At 36.5% G+C, this 17,580-nt stretch carries 16 protein-coding genes and 5 pseudogenes; 15 read left to right on the top strand and 6 right to left on the bottom strand.

Annotated elements, in window-relative coordinates:
• Positions 1 to 138: 138 nt before the first annotated feature.
• Entirely contained in the window at positions 139 to 1,701 is a 1,563-nt protein-coding gene (locus J2Y03_RS23730) for an ABC-F family ATP-binding cassette domain-containing protein (RefSeq protein ID WP_310199107.1), read from the bottom strand.
• Positions 1,702 to 2,066: 365 nt separating this feature from the next.
• Between J2Y03_RS23730 and J2Y03_RS23725 the strand changes: the two genes are divergently transcribed.
• From J2Y03_RS23725 to J2Y03_RS29020, 10 genes and pseudogenes are all read left to right on the top strand, one after another.
• The gene (locus tag J2Y03_RS23725; RefSeq protein WP_310199105.1) at positions 2,067 to 2,366 is read left to right on the top strand and encodes a hypothetical protein; all 300 of its coding nucleotides are present in this window, start codon (positions 2,067 to 2,069) and stop codon (positions 2,364 to 2,366) included.
• Between the two features lie 29 nt (positions 2,367 to 2,395).
• Positions 2,396 to 3,850: pseudogene (locus J2Y03_RS23720) on the top strand (AAA domain-containing protein); the annotation flags it as partial.
• Positions 3,851 to 4,260: 410 nt separating this feature from the next.
• Positions 4,261 to 4,470 (top strand): hypothetical protein, encoded by a 210-nt coding sequence (locus tag J2Y03_RS23715; protein ID WP_132097401.1) that lies wholly within the window; start codon positions 4,261 to 4,263, stop codon positions 4,468 to 4,470.
• A gap of 539 nt (positions 4,471 to 5,009) precedes the next feature.
• Complete coding sequence (locus tag J2Y03_RS23710) at positions 5,010 to 6,416, top strand: catalase (RefSeq protein ID WP_310199100.1); 1,407 nt, start codon at positions 5,010 to 5,012, stop codon at positions 6,414 to 6,416.
• 275 nt (positions 6,417 to 6,691) lie between these two features.
• Complete coding sequence (locus tag J2Y03_RS23705) at positions 6,692 to 7,450, top strand: alpha/beta fold hydrolase (protein WP_310199098.1); 759 nt, start codon at positions 6,692 to 6,694, stop codon at positions 7,448 to 7,450.
• A gap of 2 nt (positions 7,451 to 7,452) precedes the next feature.
• Entirely contained in the window at positions 7,453 to 8,037 is a 585-nt protein-coding gene (locus tag J2Y03_RS23700) for a TetR/AcrR family transcriptional regulator (RefSeq protein ID WP_310199096.1), read from the top strand.
• A 65-nt stretch (positions 8,038 to 8,102) separates the two neighbouring features.
• A complete protein-coding gene (locus J2Y03_RS23695) occupies positions 8,103 to 8,792 on the top strand; it encodes an alpha/beta fold hydrolase (RefSeq protein WP_310199094.1) in 690 nt (229 codons plus the stop codon).
• Positions 8,793 to 8,814: 22 nt separating this feature from the next.
• The gene (locus tag J2Y03_RS23690) at positions 8,815 to 9,690 is read left to right on the top strand and encodes an ABC transporter ATP-binding protein (protein ID WP_310199090.1); all 876 of its coding nucleotides are present in this window, start codon (positions 8,815 to 8,817) and stop codon (positions 9,688 to 9,690) included.
• Positions 9,687 to 10,406, top strand: a complete 720-nt coding sequence (locus J2Y03_RS23685; RefSeq protein ID WP_310199089.1) for a hypothetical protein — start codon at positions 9,687 to 9,689, stop codon at positions 10,404 to 10,406. Before J2Y03_RS23690 ends, J2Y03_RS23685 begins: the two co-directional genes overlap by 4 nt.
• Before the next feature lie 236 nt (positions 10,407 to 10,642).
• Positions 10,643 to 10,912: pseudogene (locus tag J2Y03_RS29020) on the top strand (HNH endonuclease signature motif containing protein); the annotation flags it as partial.
• Here J2Y03_RS29020 and J2Y03_RS23675 read toward each other — a convergent pair.
• Positions 10,895 to 11,368, bottom strand: a complete 474-nt coding sequence (locus tag J2Y03_RS23675) for a DinB family protein (RefSeq protein ID WP_310199086.1) — start codon at positions 11,366 to 11,368, stop codon at positions 10,895 to 10,897. The pseudogene J2Y03_RS29020 and the gene J2Y03_RS23675 sit on opposite strands and share 18 nt — an antisense overlap.
• 117 nt (positions 11,369 to 11,485) lie before the next feature.
• Between J2Y03_RS23675 and J2Y03_RS23670 the strand changes: the two are divergent.
• From J2Y03_RS23670 to J2Y03_RS23655, 3 genes and pseudogenes are all read left to right on the top strand, one after another.
• A pseudogene (locus J2Y03_RS23670) lies at positions 11,486 to 12,219 on the top strand (LysR family transcriptional regulator).
• A gap of 16 nt (positions 12,220 to 12,235) precedes the next feature.
• Entirely contained in the window at positions 12,236 to 12,427 is a 192-nt protein-coding gene (locus J2Y03_RS23660; protein ID WP_310199082.1) for a hypothetical protein, read from the top strand.
• 566 nt (positions 12,428 to 12,993) lie between these two features.
• Positions 12,994 to 13,257, top strand: coding sequence for a hypothetical protein (locus J2Y03_RS23655; RefSeq protein ID WP_026566627.1), 264 nt, complete (start codon positions 12,994 to 12,996; stop codon positions 13,255 to 13,257).
• 59 nt (positions 13,258 to 13,316) lie between these two features.
• On the opposite strand, the gene J2Y03_RS23650 is transcribed toward J2Y03_RS23655, so the two are convergent.
• The 3 genes from J2Y03_RS23650 to hxlA all read right to left on the bottom strand — a co-directional run bounded on the left by J2Y03_RS23650 (position 13,317) and on the right by hxlA (position 15,350).
• Complete coding sequence (locus J2Y03_RS23650; RefSeq protein WP_026566628.1) at positions 13,317 to 14,036, bottom strand: 3-ketoacyl-ACP reductase; 720 nt, start codon at positions 14,034 to 14,036, stop codon at positions 13,317 to 13,319.
• Positions 14,037 to 14,151: 115 nt separating this feature from the next.
• On the bottom strand, positions 14,152 to 14,709 hold the full coding sequence (gene hxlB / locus J2Y03_RS23645; protein WP_310199079.1) for a 6-phospho-3-hexuloisomerase: 558 nt from the start codon (positions 14,707 to 14,709) through the stop codon (positions 14,152 to 14,154).
• 8 nt (positions 14,710 to 14,717) lie between these two features.
• Positions 14,718 to 15,350, bottom strand: coding sequence for a 3-hexulose-6-phosphate synthase (gene hxlA / locus J2Y03_RS23640; protein WP_133370872.1), 633 nt, complete (start codon positions 15,348 to 15,350; stop codon positions 14,718 to 14,720).
• Between the two features lie 316 nt (positions 15,351 to 15,666).
• Between hxlA and J2Y03_RS23635 the strand changes: the two are divergent.
• Together J2Y03_RS23635 and rpiA are read left to right on the top strand one after the other, a co-directional pair.
• Positions 15,667 to 15,774 (top strand): annotated as a pseudogene (locus J2Y03_RS23635) (hypothetical protein); the annotation flags it as partial.
• A 95-nt stretch (positions 15,775 to 15,869) separates the two neighbouring features.
• A pseudogene (rpiA, locus tag J2Y03_RS23630) lies at positions 15,870 to 16,526 on the top strand (ribose-5-phosphate isomerase RpiA); the annotation flags it as partial.
• Positions 16,527 to 16,570: 44 nt separating this feature from the next.
• On the opposite strand, the gene J2Y03_RS23625 reads toward rpiA, so the two are convergent.
• The gene (locus J2Y03_RS23625) at positions 16,571 to 17,563 is read right to left on the bottom strand and encodes an NADPH:quinone oxidoreductase family protein (protein ID WP_310199076.1); all 993 of its coding nucleotides are present in this window, start codon (positions 17,561 to 17,563) and stop codon (positions 16,571 to 16,573) included.
• Positions 17,564 to 17,580 lie beyond the last annotated feature (17 nt).

Below are 17,580 nucleotides of genomic sequence, written 5' to 3'. Positions count from 1 at the left end.
TGAAGAAGGTAGCATGCCGCCGTGTAAAATCTTGTTTCACTGAAGATTTATGGAATATAAGAAAAAAGGAGAGTAATCGGCTCTCCTTTTTTACTATTCATATGGGTAGTCAGAAATGGCGACTCCTACTCGGATCGTTCAAGTATAGATGGCTTTCGTTGTCCATGATTCTACGTCCCAAATATCTGTTACCACATCTTGGTAAAAATCAGGTTCATGAGAGATAAGGACCATGCTTCCCTTATACGATTTCAAAGCTCGTTTTAGCTCAGCTTTTGCATCTTTATCCAAATGGTTGGTTGGCTCATCAAAAACAAGGATATTGCTTTCTTGGTTAAGGAGCTTACATAACCGGACTTTCGCTTGCTCTCCACCACTTAATACGGATATTTTACTTTCAATATGTTTTCTAGTTAACCCACATCTCGCAAGAGCAGCGCGTACCTGTCCTTGGCTTAACTGAGGAAACGTATTCGATATTTCTTCGATGCACGTGTTTTGATTTTCCGTTTTCACTTCTTGTTCAAAATACCCAATATACTGATGTTCACCGCGTTCAAGTGAACCAGAAAGAGATCTTATTTCTCCGAGCATGCTACGAAGGAGTGTAGTCTTACCAATCCCATTCGCTCCAACTAATGCCACTTTTTGTCCACGCTCTATATAAAGATTTAACGGCTTTGATAGTGGCTCATCGTACCCAATGACAAATTCTTTCGTCTCAACAATTAATTTACCTGAGGTTCTTGCTTCTTTAAAGTTGAAATCAGGTTTTGGTCGTTCCTGTGCTATTTCAATAACATCCATTTTATCGAGTTTTTTCTGTCTCGACATGGCAAGACTGCTGGTAGATGCCCTTGCCTTATTACGGGCTACAAAATCTTTTAAACTAGCAATTTCTGATTGTTGTCTCTTATAGGCAGCTTCAACTTGTATTTTTTTAGCTTCATAGGCAATAAGGAAATGGTTGTAATCACCCACGTAGCGATTTAATTTCTGATTTTCTAAATGGTAGATCACATTTGCAACGCTATTAAGAAAGGGAATATCATGAGAAATTAATAAAAAAGCATTATCGTATTCTTGCAGGTAACGTCTTAACCACTCAATGTGTTGTTCGTCTAAATAGTTTGTAGGCTCATCTAAAAGAAGAATATCTGGTTTCTCTAGTAATAGCTTGGCTAATAAAACCTTCGTTCGTTGCCCACCGCTTAAATCATGAACATCTTTTTCTAATCCTATACCATCAAGTCCAAGACCACGTGCCACTTCTTCTACCTTAGAATCAATAATATAGAAATCATTATTTGTTAATATGTCTTGTAATGTACCAACTTCCTCTAACAATTTTTCCATTTCTTCAGGTGTAACGTCTGAAATCTTTTCATAAATGGTATTAATATTCGTTTCAACGTCAAAGAGATATTGAAAAGCCGTTTTTAATACGTCACGGATTGACATTCCCTTTTGTAAAACCGTATGTTGATCAAGATAACCGACTCGTTGATGCTTTGACCACTCTATTTTTCCATCGTCAGGCTGAAGTTGCCCTGTAATGATATTCATAAACGTCGATTTACCTTCGCCGTTTGCCCCAATTAAAGCTATATGTTCACCTTTTAACAAGCGGAAGGAAACATTATCAAAGATCGTACGATCGCCAAATCCGTGGTTTAGGTCTGTAACCGTTAATACACTCATATATTTAACCTCATTTAAATTTCATTTTATTTTGTTTCGTTTAGTTTAGGAAATAATAATAAAATCGTTCATCTGATTGTTATAGTTCAATATTGAACTATAACACAGAAAATGGAATAGTTGAATGGAGTAAATTTGGAAACAAAGGGACGGTTCTCTTGTTTTCCCCACCCAATGCTTCTTGACTCCAAAGAAATGCAGCATTAGGATCATTTCTTCCACTTCATGAATGCCTTATTGTTGAACTCCCCCGCCTTAAAGGATATTCTTCATAAAAGCTATATTTATCCCTTCTATTTTCCTTTTTCATTCCTGCAGTTTTCACTGTATAATAATCTTCTTAAATCCTTCAAAGGAGAATTTATATGAATCAGAAAGAATTGGAAGAAAAAATAATCGAAAACTACCAAGGTCAAGAAAAGATGATGATCCTCGACTTTGCGCAGTGGTGCATCAATCATGATCTCGAACCTGAAGAAATCTATCTACGTGCCTATCCCAACCAAAGCGCGAACCCGGCATTGAGAGAAGCCATCGAATTAACCGTACCAAAAGATGATGCCGGTGAAGTAACGGATGAAACTATTATGGGGGTATTATCCTTATTTGGAAATGACGACCTTGCTTTTGTCGTGACAGAGGAAATACAAAAGAGGGAAAAATAAAGATAAAGACGAAATACGTTGTTTCAATTTATGGAAAAAATGCCCTCGCGAAAGCCGCTGAATACACATTGAACAGGGGAAATGGCCTCAAAGCTGCAGGTAATGGACTTGTAGATATCCTTCCTGTATGGTTAGCCTCACCTGAAATTGTTTCATCTATTTTTCCATTAAAAGATGGATTGTTTGATTTAGTCATATTTGATGAAGCATCCCAGTGTACGGTCGAAAGTGGGATTCCTGCTGTTTATCGTGCAAAACAAGTGGTTATCGCTGGTGACGAAAAACAGTTACCACCTTATAATCTGTTTCAATCCTCTTTTGTAAATGAGGATGATGAGGATGAAGAATATGATATCGATGAGTCCATTAGCTTGTTAAATTTAGCTAAAAGGAGATTTTCTGAAAAGCTCCTTCAATGGCACTATCGTTCTAAATATGAAGAGCTAATCAATTATTCCAATCATGCATTCTATAATGGTCATGTACAAATTGCACCAAATGTTGTTCCGTTTAAAAAACCGCCAGCGATTAAGTGGCATAAAGTCAATGGCAGGTGGATAAACCAATCAAATGAAGTGGAAGCGATTGAGGTTGTTTCAATTCTTAAAGATATATTGATCAATCAACCTGGTAAAACAGTGGGTATTATCACCTTTAACTCCAAGCAGCAAACGAAAATACAAGATCAGATTGATAAACAAGTAGGTGAAGACGAAGAATTCAGCTCCGTTTATAATCAAATGTTAACGAGAGATCTTGATGAACGAGTCTTCGTAAAAAATATTGAAAATGTGCAGGGTGATGAGAGGGACATTATTCTCTTTTCCATTACTTATGCAAAAAATGAAGAAGGCAAAGTTTATAATCGCTTCGGGATGTTAAATCAAAAAGGTGGAGAAAACCGTCTGAATGTTGCTGTCACTCGGGCAAAAGAAGCTATTACGGTTGTTTCTAGCATTGAACCTGAGGAGTTAAATGTTGCTAACACTTCTCAAATGGGACCGAAATTACTAAAAGCCTATTTAAAATATGTAAAGGCTGTATCAAACTCCCAAGTTGACCAGATAAACGCCGTGGTACAAGAAGTAAATGAAAATGTAAATACACATGTACAGGAAAAGGAATTGCATTTTGATTCACCGTTTGAAGAGCAAGTTTATTTTCAACTAAGGACCCTGGGATACGAGGTAACAACACAAGTAGGGATGTCAGGTTACCGAATCGACATGGCCATTGTTCATCCCCATGATACATCAAGATATATTTTGGGAATAGAGTGCGATGGAGCCATGTACCATAGCTCAGCAAATGCTAAGGAAAGAGACGTATATCGTCAAAGGTTCCTAGAAAGCAGGGGCTGGACAATTGAAAGAATCTGGAGCAGAAACTGGTGGAAGAATTCTTCTGCTGAGATTGAGAAAATTGATCAGTTGGTGAAGGAATTACTGAGAAGAGAAAATGTACGTGAGCATGTTGTAAAATAATTGAGTAAAGTGTCCGTAACAATAAAATAGTTGTTCCTGGACATTTTTCATTTGTAGAGAATTCTTCGAAAACTACTCTAAACTGATTACGGCCAATGAAATGTAACATCCTTGACATAGTTTTTACTACTGAATGACAAAAAGTGTACCAATGAATGACAGAGTGTTTTACCACTTCATACATTTGAAATAATCAACAATGTTTTAGGTGTTATACAACGTTAATTGATTTCCATAAGAGCAGTCTTCCACAATCGGGCCAGATTGTTGAATATCACTGGGTGGTAAAAAAATTTACAAATGCTTATTAACCCCTCCTCGTAAATTTGTCCCTATTGGGCAAAATATGTTGCGGGACAGTGCTGCTAAAACAATAGCACTTCCCTATATAAAACGAGGGAGTGAAATAGATGGCTGATATCAACAAACGCAAACGTGACGATACTGGCAAGGCAGTAGGAACTGGTGTAGGTGCTTTTACTGGGGATACCATGGCTTCTGCTCTTGATCCATTTGGTTCAGTTGCAGCTGCAGGTGCTGTTTCTGGCGGAGCGCTCGACAACATGGCGGGGAAAGGTACCGTTGATGATGACAATCATGGCTCCAAAACAAGAGATTAGAATTAAGTAAAGTCATCCTTTAACCGAAGGGTTATGGCATGCAGTGGACTTCCAAAATGGGAGTCCTTTTAGAGGAACTCTTATGTTTGCAAATTATAAACTTGCTTTATCTATCGATAAAATCCGGTAGAAATAAGTAAAGTATTTGAAAGTACTTATCTTCAACTAACAGGCGCGTTTCTTCAAAACAGAAGATCGCTTTTTTCCGTTATAGGGCCATATTCTGCATAACGGGTAACCTCAAGATACTTGTAACTTTTACATCTAAGCTTTAGCGGAAATAATAAAATCTTTTTTTGTTAAGCCCTAGAGGACATTAGAATCTTTAATTCCTGGTGTTAATGTCTGCTATCCTTTATTATCGGACATCAGAAAACCGTATAATGAAATTTCAAAAACTATCCGAAGCATAGAGAGGTAGTTTTTTTGTTTTTATCAATGCATTAAATGTTGAAAATAAAAGTAGAAGATACATATTCGAGGCTTAAAAATCATATTTAGTAATAATTGATGGAAAATGAATTTTGGAGGGCATTATAATGAATGAAAAAGATTCTAAACAGAGGCAAGCTTTATCAGAAGAAGACTATAATGAAAGAAAAAAGTTATATAGAGACCTGTCCAAATGGAATAATGATGAGTCAGCTAAACTTCATTCACAGACAGTCGGCTCTAGAGGACCTGTACTGGAACAAGATGGTGTACTACACGAAACCTTACAAGAATTTATTCATGAAAAGATTTTAGAAAGACCTGTTCATGTAAAAGGATCTGGTGCATTTGGTTATTTTCAAACGATATATTCGATGTCCGAACATACAAAACTGAGCTTTTTACAAAATTCTAATCAGAAAGTTCCTGTTATGGTTCGCTTTTCGTTAGCTGTCAGTACGAAAGGAACACCTGATACATCTAGAAATGTGCGTGGTTTTGCTACAAAATTTTATACAGAAGAAGGCGTTTTTGACCTTTTGTTTAATCACATTCCTGTCTTTTCTGTTCGTGATGCGATACGATTTCCGGAATTTATTAAAGCACTCTTACCTTCACCAAAAAATAATTTAATTGATCCTGATAGGTTTTGGAGCTTTGTAGCAAGAGCGCCTGAATCGATTCACTTTGTTGTACGGTTATACTCGGATGCTGGTACGATAAAAAGTTTTCGCCACATTCCAGGACATAGTGTAAATACATATGTTTGGATAAATGCTCAAGGTATTAGAAAGTACGTTAAATACCATTGGTACCCATTTGAAGGTGTACAATACATTGGTCGCGAAGAAGCAAATAGACTAGCCGCTGAAAATCCTGATTACGCTGGTAAAGATTTATACGATGCGATTGCGGCTGGCAAACCGGTGGAATATGGCTTATATGTCCAGCTTATGGACCTAAAGGATGAAGCAAATCTTTCTTATGATCCTTTAGACGATACAAAAGTATGGGATGAAAAAGAATATCCTCTAATACCAGTAGGCAAAATGGTATTAACTAAAAATCCTGATAATTATATGGAACAAGTAGAAAAGGTCGGCTTCTCCCCGTCAAATTTACTAGACGGCGCAGAATTATCTGATGATAAAATACTGCAGGGCCGTGCCAATATTTATAGTGATTCTCAAAGAAGAAGAATTGGGGCTGAATTTCGTAAATTACCGGTTAACCAACAGCAAAATTGGACACCAGCTAATCAAATTACAAGTGGTGATGGAAGATATGTTGAAGGGAAACTAGAAAGAACTTCTATAACAAAGCATGATGATTTTGTGCAGGCTGGTGAATTCTATATGATGTTATCTCCTATAGAAAAAGAACATCTTGTAGAAAATTTAGCTAACGACTTGATAGTCATATCCGATGATATTAGAAAGAAAGTTATGGAGTATTTTAATAAGGTATCATCTGACTTGGCAAAAAGAATTGAGATACAACTAAAAAAACAATAAAGATATAAAAATTAAAATTTTCTAAGACTAATGAACGGGGGCTTTAGCGAAAAAAAAATTAATGGGTTTTTAAGGCGCAAATCATATTTTAATTATTCCATTATAGGGCGCGTTTCTGAAATAAGAAAAGCGTCTTTCTTCATGAAAAGGGCCAGATTGTTTAATAGAAATTATATCTTAGATCCATTTAAAAATAAATTGCGTTTTCTATTGACTAAACATTCATTCAATAATAAAATAAGACAGAAAATTCATTTAAATTCGGAGGGATTGCATTGGATGTATACTTCGAGATCACTGGCAATGGGCATCCTGTTGTTCTTATCCATAGTGGTGGATCTGATATGAGGCTGTGGAAATTATTGATACCTCTTTTATCTAAGAATTACAAAGTGATTTCTTTTGATGGCAGCGGTGCAGGTAAATCACCAGCCCCTATAAAACATGCAAACTATGTTGAGGATGTACTGTCACTATTGGATTACCTAGAACTTAATCAGGCAATACTTATCGGCCATTCCATGGGTGGTCAAATTGCTACCGATTTCGCTCTTAATTACCCTGAAAGAGTATCAAAACTTGTATTAATTGCCCCTTCTCTGACTGGTTTTATTTATTCAAAAGAGTTTGTACAATATCATAACAAAATATTGGAAGCTGCCCCTAATATAGATATGATGTTAGAGCTTGCCCTTCATTCACCAACATATCAAGTGGTGATCAATAGTCCGCAAAAAGATCTCATTGTTCAAATGCTCAGGCATCATTTCGAACGTATATTTAAGTGGCCTGCTGATTTCTGCATGAATTGGCCTCAGCCGCAAGCGGTGGAACGATTAGGAGAATTGAAAGCCGAAACTTTATTTATGATTGGCAAAAAGGATTTAGAAGATAATTTTCGAGTTGCCGATAAATTCCTTAAGGTTCCAAACATCCGTTTCATCGAAATAGAGGATGCCGATCATATGATACCCCTCACTCATTTTGAAGATTTATATCAAGAAATCACTACTTTTATAGAGGATGGAAGTTAAAAATGCCACGTACACCAGAAGAAAATGAACGAATTCGACAAGCAACCAAAGAAAAAATACGCGCTGCAGCTATGGAGTTATTTATGAAACAGGGATATTACGCTACTCCGATAAGCGATATAGCTAAACATGCGAGCATTTCGAAAGGGTTACTCTATAACTATTACAAAGGAAAAGAAGAACTGCTTTCTGAAATGGTCGAGGATAGAATCGGGGAAGTGGTTGAAGTAATGACAGAAGCAGTCTCCTTGGAGACACCTAGTGAACAGCTTACATATATAGTTAATGGTGCCATTGATAATATTCACAAAAACCCGGAAGTCCATCGGTTTTATCTTCACCTGCAAACTCAGCCAGAGGCTGATGTAGAGTTGATTAAATATAGTCGTCTCATTATCGAAGAAAACGCTCGACAGTTTGAGTTACAATGTAAAATATTTGAAAGAATGGGAGAAAGGGAGCCAAGGAAACGATCATTATATTTTTCTTCCGTGCTACAAGGTATTATGTTGATGATATCTACCTATCCACAGAAGTTTCCGATAGAAGAACTAAAGGAGCAGATTATAAGGGAATTTTGTAACTAGTCTATCGTTTAATAGGGACATAAAGGGTTTCAAATAATGAAATCCTACAAAGGAGATGATTGGAGATGGAAACACGGGTGAATAAAATTGAATTGAATGGATTTACTTTTCAATATCGCGAGACTGGGGAATCTTCTTCACCACCGATTGTTGCACTTCATGCAATGGGAGCAAGTGCAGAAACATGGGATCAAGTGGCTGCTGTATTAGGAGAAAAATACCGCGTTTTAGCTTTAAATCAACGGGGTCACGGTGGGAGCGCGAGAACTAGTAAATACACTTTTGAACTGATGTGTGATGACTTACTTTATTTTGCAAATGCCATGCATTTAGAAAGGTTTACCCTAATTGGTCATTCGATGGGAGGAACAGTATCTTATCTTTTCGCAGAGACATTTCCGACAAGGATAGAACGGTTGATCGTTGAAGACACACCTCCTCCTTTTCAGGGAAAGCCGATCGAAGTTCCTTCTAAACCTTCTGAGTCCCTACCGTTTGATTGGGAGGTTATACCTTCGATTCTAGGGCAACTTAATGAACCTAATCCAGAATGGTGGGCGCGTCTTACCGACATTATCATGCCGACTCTTATTATAGGTGGTGGGTCCAGTCATATTCCTCAAAACAAATTGCAGGAAGTTTCTGAGCTTATTCCGAATTGTGAATTCGTGACGATAGAGACTGCTGGACATTTTGTGCATGATGATAATTTACCAGCCTTTTTAGCTACTGTAAAAAGTTTTCTTAATTCATGAGTACTGAAAAGGAGAATCAATCATGATAGAAGTCAATCAGGTTCACTATAGTTATGATTCAACCAAAATATTGCATGACTTTAATTTGATAGAGAGTGAGAAAATTATCGTTGGACTTTGGGGGCGAAATGGAACTGGGAAAACGACCTTTATGAAGTTGTTAGCTGGTCATTTAAAACCTGATCAAGGTGAGATAAACATACAGGGATTTAATCCTTATAACCATGATCGAACAAATAATCATTTATGTTATATGCAAGAAGATCATCCATTCAGTAAGATTTGGAAGGTAAAAGATGCGTTACGCTTTGGTGATTTTTACAATCCAAATTTTGATATGGATTTTGCGAAAGAGCTTTTAACAGTATTTAATTTGGATGAAAACAAAAATGTGAGCAAGCTCTCTAAAGGTATGAAATCAGCACTGCAATTTATTATCGGTATTGCAAGTAATGCTGATATAACAATACTTGACGAACCGACCAATGGTTTAGATATAGGTATGCAAAAGAAATTTCACAAAGTATTATTGGAAAGTTATGAAGAAAACCCAAGGCTCATTCTTTTATCCTCCCATCATATCGAAGAGATTCAAACTCTATGTGAAGCGTTAGTAGTGATTCATGATGGTAGAGTATTTCTCCATGAAACAATGGAAACGATGCGGGAAAAAGGCATTTGGTTAAGTGGAGAGAAGACTTCATTTTTAAATATCATCCAGTCGCACACTGTGTTGGAGCAACAAGAAATGGGTACGAAAATGAAAGTCATGCTCGATGAACCTTATACGAACGAATGGAAGCATTTTGCTCAGTCCCATGGCTTATCAATTGAACCAGCCTCCCTACATGATTATTTATTAAATAGAACGGAAGAACGAGATGAGGTGAACAAATGAACTTGAACAGTGGGACATTTAGGATGGTTTATGAAGAGACACTATTTGCCTTCGGGAAGTTGCTTTTACTGTATATAACGATTCCTGTACTTTTGTTATGGTTATTCATTGGATATTTCTTCACCTTGGGAGAAGATGTTATAGCCGCAATCTCAGGACCAACATATTTTTTTATTCTTCTATTTGCAATTAATGGATTCAAAACTATTTTCCCTGTCGCAATAGGAATGGGAAGTACAAGGATCAATTTGTTGAAAACCTTTTATGTGGTAGGTTTAGTAAGTGTACTGGTCATCACCTTTATTTTAAACGTCTTTCAATGGATTCTCTTAACACTTTATGAACGCTGGGACGTAGCTGCTAAGATATTGCATCCAGCAACCTTTTTAAATCAAGAGTATACCTTCCTATCCTATTATTTAATAGATTTTATGTTAAGTATTTTTACCTTCTCCTTCGCATTTCTGTTTTCTACGATATATTATAGACTTGGTTTCAAGAAAAGTGTAATCTGGTTGATGGTGTTAGTGATCATCGGTACGCTATTAAAGTACAGTGGTTTGATGGATTTTTCAATATGGGAATGGTTAGTGACTCAGGACTTTCATGACATGGTGATATTTTCTTTTGTGATCACTATTAGTCTGATTGCATTGTTCATCACATATCCCATCATGCGAAATGCGCCGTTAACGGCTAAGTCGAAAAAGGATTAGTAAAAAGACTTATAAGAGTAATCAAATTAACAGCTTTTTTCCATCATAGGTGGTTAATAGACCGCATGTTCCACAAACGGGCGCGTTTCTGAAATAAGAAAAGCGTCTTTCTTCATGAAAAGGACCATATTGTTGAATATTAATTGTTGATTAAACATTAAGAAAGGTAAAACCGTATCACAAGTGATGGTAAAGCAACAAATTGAAATCGTATTTGTAAAACAATATTAAATTAAATCCAACGAGAGGTTGGCTTTCTGATGAAATCGAAGATCCCCAACCGAAGTGTCGAGTATATGGATAATCGGATTAGTCGGTACAGTTTGAAAATGGGAAAATGTGAAATTACAGGCATAGATTTGTCTGCCCACGAAATACACTGTCACCATTATATCCCGTTGCATCTGGGAGGAACCGATAAATTCCATAATATACGAATCCTCCACAAGGAGGTACACAAAATAATCCATCGTACAGACCTGCACATTTCATATTTGGTAGTTTAATACTTTTAATAAAGATGAAATGGTTGTAAAATGCATCGCTTCATGGACAGTGGCAAAATTAAAAACCTCTCCCGTCGTTTCGAATTTCAGTGGTCCCATTTCAATTGGGGATTTTAGCTCTTTATCCAAAGTGCCAAGAGATACCTCGGAAATTTTATCAAGCTGTCCAGATAAGTTTTGGATAAGTTCTTCTTTTGTTGGAGGTATTATTGTCCATTCAGATGGAGTAGTTCCTGTATTGAATAAGGTTGTGTAATTTCCTGGAAGATTAGAACTAAACGGTAACGCTATCGAAAGAAAGTAATCATGCGCAAAAACAATGTGTCCAATATTCCATCTAATTGTATTGTTAAACTGTTGGGGTTGAACGTCATACAGATCCTCAGGAATCGATTGAACCAGTTGAATAACCATTTGGCGAACAGATTTAGCCGTAATCAACAATGCATTTGACATAATAAAAAACCTCCATTAAATTTTTGAAAATTCAAACAACGAGTTACAACGTAAGTATATCTAGCCTTCAAAAGTTTATCAATGCAGTGTTTCTTATCATAATGATAAGTTATCGTTATGAAAATGTTTGGAAGGGGAGTTAACATGGAATTACGGCAGTTGGAATACTTTATGGTTATCTGCGAGGAACTTCATTTTTCAAGAGCAGCAGAGAAAATTATGGTTTCTCAACCTAATCTAAGCCAGCAAATCAAGTTACTGGAAAGTGAATTGGGTGTCCCTCTCTTTAATCGCATCGGCAAACGGATCACCATCACGGAAGCAGGTAATCTGCTATATGAACAGAGTAAGCATATTTTTTCACATTTGAAGCAAGCTCACGAAAGCATTTCGGAACTGAAACAAATAAAAGGTGGTTCTCTCACCATTGGGATCTTACCCGGAGATGCTGACCTTATGTTCAATGCATTGCTTCTAGATTTTCACAGTACTTACCCGAATGTATCCTTATCATTAGTCGAAACAATTAAAGTAGCCGAACAAGTGATTGAAGGAATTATTGATATTGGTGTGACGACATCCCCTAATCCAGATGAAGAATTGTACAAATACCGCTTTTTCATGAAGAGTTCTCTTTAGCCGTTGCTAAAGAAACGCCACTTTCAAAGCAAAGATCCGTTAAATTCAACGATTTGCAAGAGATGAAGACAGTGATGTTTCCTCCCGATCATCAGTGCCGCAAATTAGTTGATAATTATTGTCAAAAATTAGGATTCCGAATTAAACCGAAAATTGAAACTACAACCTTATCATCATTGATTACCATGGTTAGAACTTACAAAGACACATAAGCGTAAAGTTTCGTTTTTGGATGTTGAGGAATATCGTTGGAAGGAATACAGAGGTAATGTTGAATCAATAAATATACCGGCATATAATGCATATTCAATAAATATTGCAAATGACGTATTATTAGGCACACTAGGGTACGCTACAAAATTTTTAAGAAAAGTCATAAAAGAAGTAAAAAAAGATTATCACATAATTCCTAAGGATTAAGAACCTAAAAAAAGTATAGGTTATACCTATACTTTCACAAATGTAATCAGGTTTGAGCCCCTGGTTGTTGCCCAGACACACCTGTAAGTATTCCTGCAATAAAACTAATTTCGAAAGCCCATAAAGATTCATAAATAATGCTAAATATTGGATTTGTTATCTTCATTTGCATCGCCTCCATCAATGTTATCTGTTCTGGTAGCAAACTTATATAACGAAGTACACAAATTGATAGGAATGCAAGTATACAGATGGCAAAGAATCGAACTTTGGAACCAGACCTCATTACACTTGAAATTATATTCTACCATATTTTATCGCATTTGTAAAATTTGGGGCATTTATCGGATAACGCTTCTTGTTGTTTAGGGCGTTAATGTTGAATAAGCACGACCAAAAATCATCAGTTGTATTTATTACGCAGTACAACGATACTATTCAATAGAATAAAAGATATTCTATCGAACATTTGAAAAGCCCTCATATTCTTTAAATTTGAGGTGTAAAGATTTATTTAACATATTATGTGGGAAAACTATCCTATACTGACTTTGAGGAGTGAGAGGATGTTCGTGAAAGGGAATATTATTGCAGGTGAATTTGATTCGACTATCAATGAATTTTCATTACAGAAAGTTAAGAATTTCGAAACAGAGTCGGTCCTTAATGAAGACCAGTTAAATAATATTTATCATTATTTAAAAAAACATCAGCATGAAGAGGATGGGCAAATTATTACTTTATACGATCAAATGCTTGTACGCTTAGCACAGAATGAAGTTAACCAGTTAATTGTTGATTTAGAAAAAGTAATGTCCTTGTATCACTGATACATATAAGAGTATTTTGTACGAACTAAAGAAGCAGACCCCACTGGATCTGCTTCGTTTTATGATGGATTTGTTGACCATAATCCAGCTGTTTTAACGAATACTCTTGGATTAAATTTTAAACTAGCCACGACTAATTCTGCAAGGTCTTCTGGGTGCATCACGTTTTCTTCATTGCCTTTAACAAGATTTGTATCAATGGCTAAATCTGTAACGACCGTACTTGGTGTTAAAGCAGTAACACGGACATTATGTTTTCTTACTTCTAGCATAAGTGATTCTGTTAGCCCTAAAACAGCGAATTTAGAAGCACTGTAAGCACTTGTAACAGGAGCACCTTTTTGGCCAGCAGATGAAGAGATATTGATGATATCTCCTGATTTTCTTTCGATCATTCCTGGTAATACTGCTCTTGTTACATTATACACACCCATTAAATTGACTTGGATGATTTTTTCCCATTCTTCTGGTGTTAGATCAAGGAACCCACCAAATTTAGCAACACCAGCATTGTTGATAAGGATATCAATTGGGCCTAAGTCTGATTTGATATGTTCAACAGCATGGGTAACGGATTCAAGATCGGTCACATCTGCTGTTGCTGCAGAAACCTTTACATCAAATTGTGCTAGTTCAGCAGCTACCTTTTCTAGATTAGACATATTTAAGCCGATTAGGCCTAAATGAACGCCTTCTTTTGCTAAGGCGATAGCAGTAGCACGTCCAATGCCTCTTCCTGCGCCAGTAACTATTGCAGTTTTTCCATTTAAAGAAATCATTTTATCACTCCTAAAATTATTACAAATTGAAGTAGTTCATTCTAACAGAAAGACCGCAATCTTGCATGGAAACAGCTTGCGGTCTTTCCTATTTAGAACTCGAGGAATAATATATTTATTCTAAGTTGGCGTGTCTACCGTACATTTTATTGGTATCCAAACCTTTTTTCTCCATGAACCGAAGAATCACAGCGTCGTAAAATAGTAAAAGTGTTTGCTCAAATAATGAGCCCATTGGTTGAATCGTCTTAAAATCACTCTCCGACTGATCTTTAGGTGAGCCAGGCAACTTAATTGTGATATCCGCTAATTGTCCAATAGTGGACTCAGGGAAAATGGTTACAGCTGCAAGCGTCCCACCGATGTTTTTTGCCTTCTCAGCCATGGAAACTAAACCTTTCGTTTCTCCTGAACCTGATCCAATGATTAAGATGTCATCTTTTTCAAAGTTAGGGGTTACTGTTTCGCCAATCACATAGGCATCTATCCCCATGTGCATCATTCGCATGGCGAATGATTTGGCCATAAATCCAGATCTACCTGCGCCTGCAACAAAGATTTTTTTTGATTCAAGAATCCCATTAACTAATTTTTCAGCTTCATCATTCGAAATTAAATCTACGGAGCGATTTAACTCTTTTATGATTTCAGCTAGGTATTGAGTTGTATTCATGATCTGAATTACCCTTGATTAATCATTTGTTGCATTTTGGCAGCAGCAGCTTTTTTATCAGCTTGTCCAGTAATCCCGCCACCTACAATGACAAGGTCTGGTTGTACTTTGATGACTTCTGGAAGTGTGTCTAACTTAATACCACCTGCGATTGCAGTTTTAGCATTTTTTACAACACCTTTGATGGTTTGTAAATCTTCAAAAGAGTTCTTTCCAACAGCTTGAAGATCGTAGCCTGTGTGCACACAAATATAATCAACACCCATAGCGTCCACTTCTTTTGCACGTCCAGCAAGATCTTTTACAGCAATCATATCAACAAGGATTTTTTTACCTTGTTTTTTCGCTTCTTCAACAGCACCTTTAATAGACATATCTTCAGCAGTTCCAAGAATTGTGACGATATCTGCACCTGCTTCAGAAGCTTTCATTACTTCATAACCAGCTGCATCCATGATTTTTAGGTCTGCTAATACCTTTAAGTTAGGGAATGCTTTTTTAACTGCTTTTACAGCATGAAGACCTTCATTGATTACAACCGGTGTACCGATTTCAACGATATCAATATGTTCCTCTACTTCTTTTACCAGCTCAATTGCTTCTGGGATATTGACTAAATCTAATGCTAATTGTAATTCCATCTATATTCACTCCTATAATTATTTAATTGTTGTAAAGTGATAATGTCTCCAAAGGGTAATAAACTTTTACAGTAATATTATCCTTATAGTGCATTATCTGTACCTGCCAGCAATAAGGGATATCATGTCCTCTCGCTGAACAATTGCAAGTATACAACGTATAATTTAAAATTGAAAGTACGCACTTTTATTTTACATAGTGTTAAAAAGTATACTATTAAAAATCCGCTTATTTACTATTATTTTAGTTATAACAAGGCAATGTGAAATTTCGCATTTCTTCAATTCTGTATAAGTTTGTTATGGCCAGGGAGAGGATACAGTTGGGGTTGAAGAGAGAGCTGGTTATTATGATCAAGCTGGTGCTATTCGCGAAATGTTTCAAGATCATATGCTGCAAATGTTAATTGGTTTAGGAAAAAATGGATTAAGGGTAAAATTCAAAGTATAAAAATGAAATCCGTATTTCTAGCCAATATTAATGAAGTAATGTGAAAAAATATTACGGTAGGTGCAAAAATGGATGAAAAACAAATAGTCGGTGAAAAAGCAGCAGAGTTTGTTAAAGATGGCATGGTTGTAGGGCTTGGTACGGGTTCGACAGTTTTTTATACCATACAAAAGCTTGGTCAGCTAGTGAAGGAAGGCCTTTCCATTAAAGGTATTCCAACTTCTGTTCAAACGGAAGAATTTGCTAAAGAATTAGGCATTTCACTTACTAGCTTTAGTGAAATAGAAAGTATAGATATTTTTATTGATGGAGCAGATGAAGTCAATTCAGAATTAGAACTAATCAAAGGTGGTGGCGGCGCACTTTTAAGAGAGAAAATCATAGCGAGAGGAGCTAAAACATTTATTGTTGTAGCAGATTCATCAAAAAGGGTAGAGAAATTAGGTGCGTTGCCTGTAGAAGTTATTCCGTTCGGGTATGAAATGACGGAAAAACATATTAGAGCCATTGGTTTAGTCCCAGAAATTCGATTAAACAGAGAAAATCCGTTTATTACTGAAAATGGGAACTATATTTTTGACTGCGAAATTTCTGAGTACGTTCAACCTGAGAGGTTAGAACGAATGCTTAACATGATACCGGGAGTAGTTGAAAATGGGTTGTTTGTTGGAATGACTGACTTGGTGATCACTTTAGATCAAGAAAAATGTTGTCATGTTAAGAAGGTAAGAACATTAGAGAGAGACTTTGAGTCCCTCTCTAATGTTTTTTATATCTTTACAATGATTCTACCTCTTGCTTGTCCTTTTAAAATAGTAGGTAAGGTTTCAGGTAATTCTTCAAGTGTAATTTCTTTCTGTATAATTTCAGAAAGAGTAGAAGGTTTTAAATCGGTTGCCATTCGATTCCAAAGGTCTTGTCTAACATGCATTGGACAATAAACAGAATCGATTCCGAGAAGGTTTATGCCACGTAAAATAAAGGGAAATACAGTGGTTGGAACGTTTCCTCCACCAGTTAAGCCACTCACCGCAACAGAACCATTGTTTTGGATTTTACTTAAGATGGATGCAAGTGTCTCTCCCCCTACTGGATCAACCGCCGCAGCCCAAATTTGTTTATCAAGGGGTTTAATTTTACCGTTAAAGACATCTTCACGAGAGATAATCTCTTTTGCACCAAGCTTATGTAAAAAGCTATTCTCATAAATTTTACCCGTACTAGCGACAACTTCGTATCCTCTTTTTGAAAGCATCGAAACAGCTAAACTTCCTACCCCACCAGTAGCTCCAGTCACAAGGACTTTGCCCTTTTCTGGCGATAAACCGTTATCTTCTAACCTTTGAATGGAGAGGGCTGCAGTAATACCTGCTGTCCCCAAAATCATTGATTCCATCAACGTTAAATTTTCAGGTAAAGGGACAATCCAATCACCAGGAATGCGGGCATATTCACTATAACCACCATAATGGGATACCCCAATTTCATAGCTTGTTGCTATGATCTCATCTCCTTCGCGGAAGCGTGGATCTTGAGACGATACGACTACACCTGCTAAATCAATACCTGGAATAAAGGGATAGGTTGTGACGATTTTTCCATTCGGAATACTAGCTAAACCGTCTTTATAGTTAATCGCTGAATAAGAAACCTTGATTAAAACATCACCTTGAGGTAACTCATTTAAGGTAATATTTTTGACTTGAACAGAAAAATCGTTTTCATTTTTATCTACCATCAATGCTTTAAATTGTTCCATCATTCTTTAACTCCTTTCTT

This window comes from Neobacillus niacini (assembly GCF_031457145.1).
Lineage (GTDB): Bacteria > Bacillota > Bacilli > Bacillales > Cytobacillaceae > Neobacillus > Neobacillus niacini_J.
Note: the sequence above shows the minus strand (reverse complement) of the source record. Positions and strands in the feature narration are given on the sequence as shown.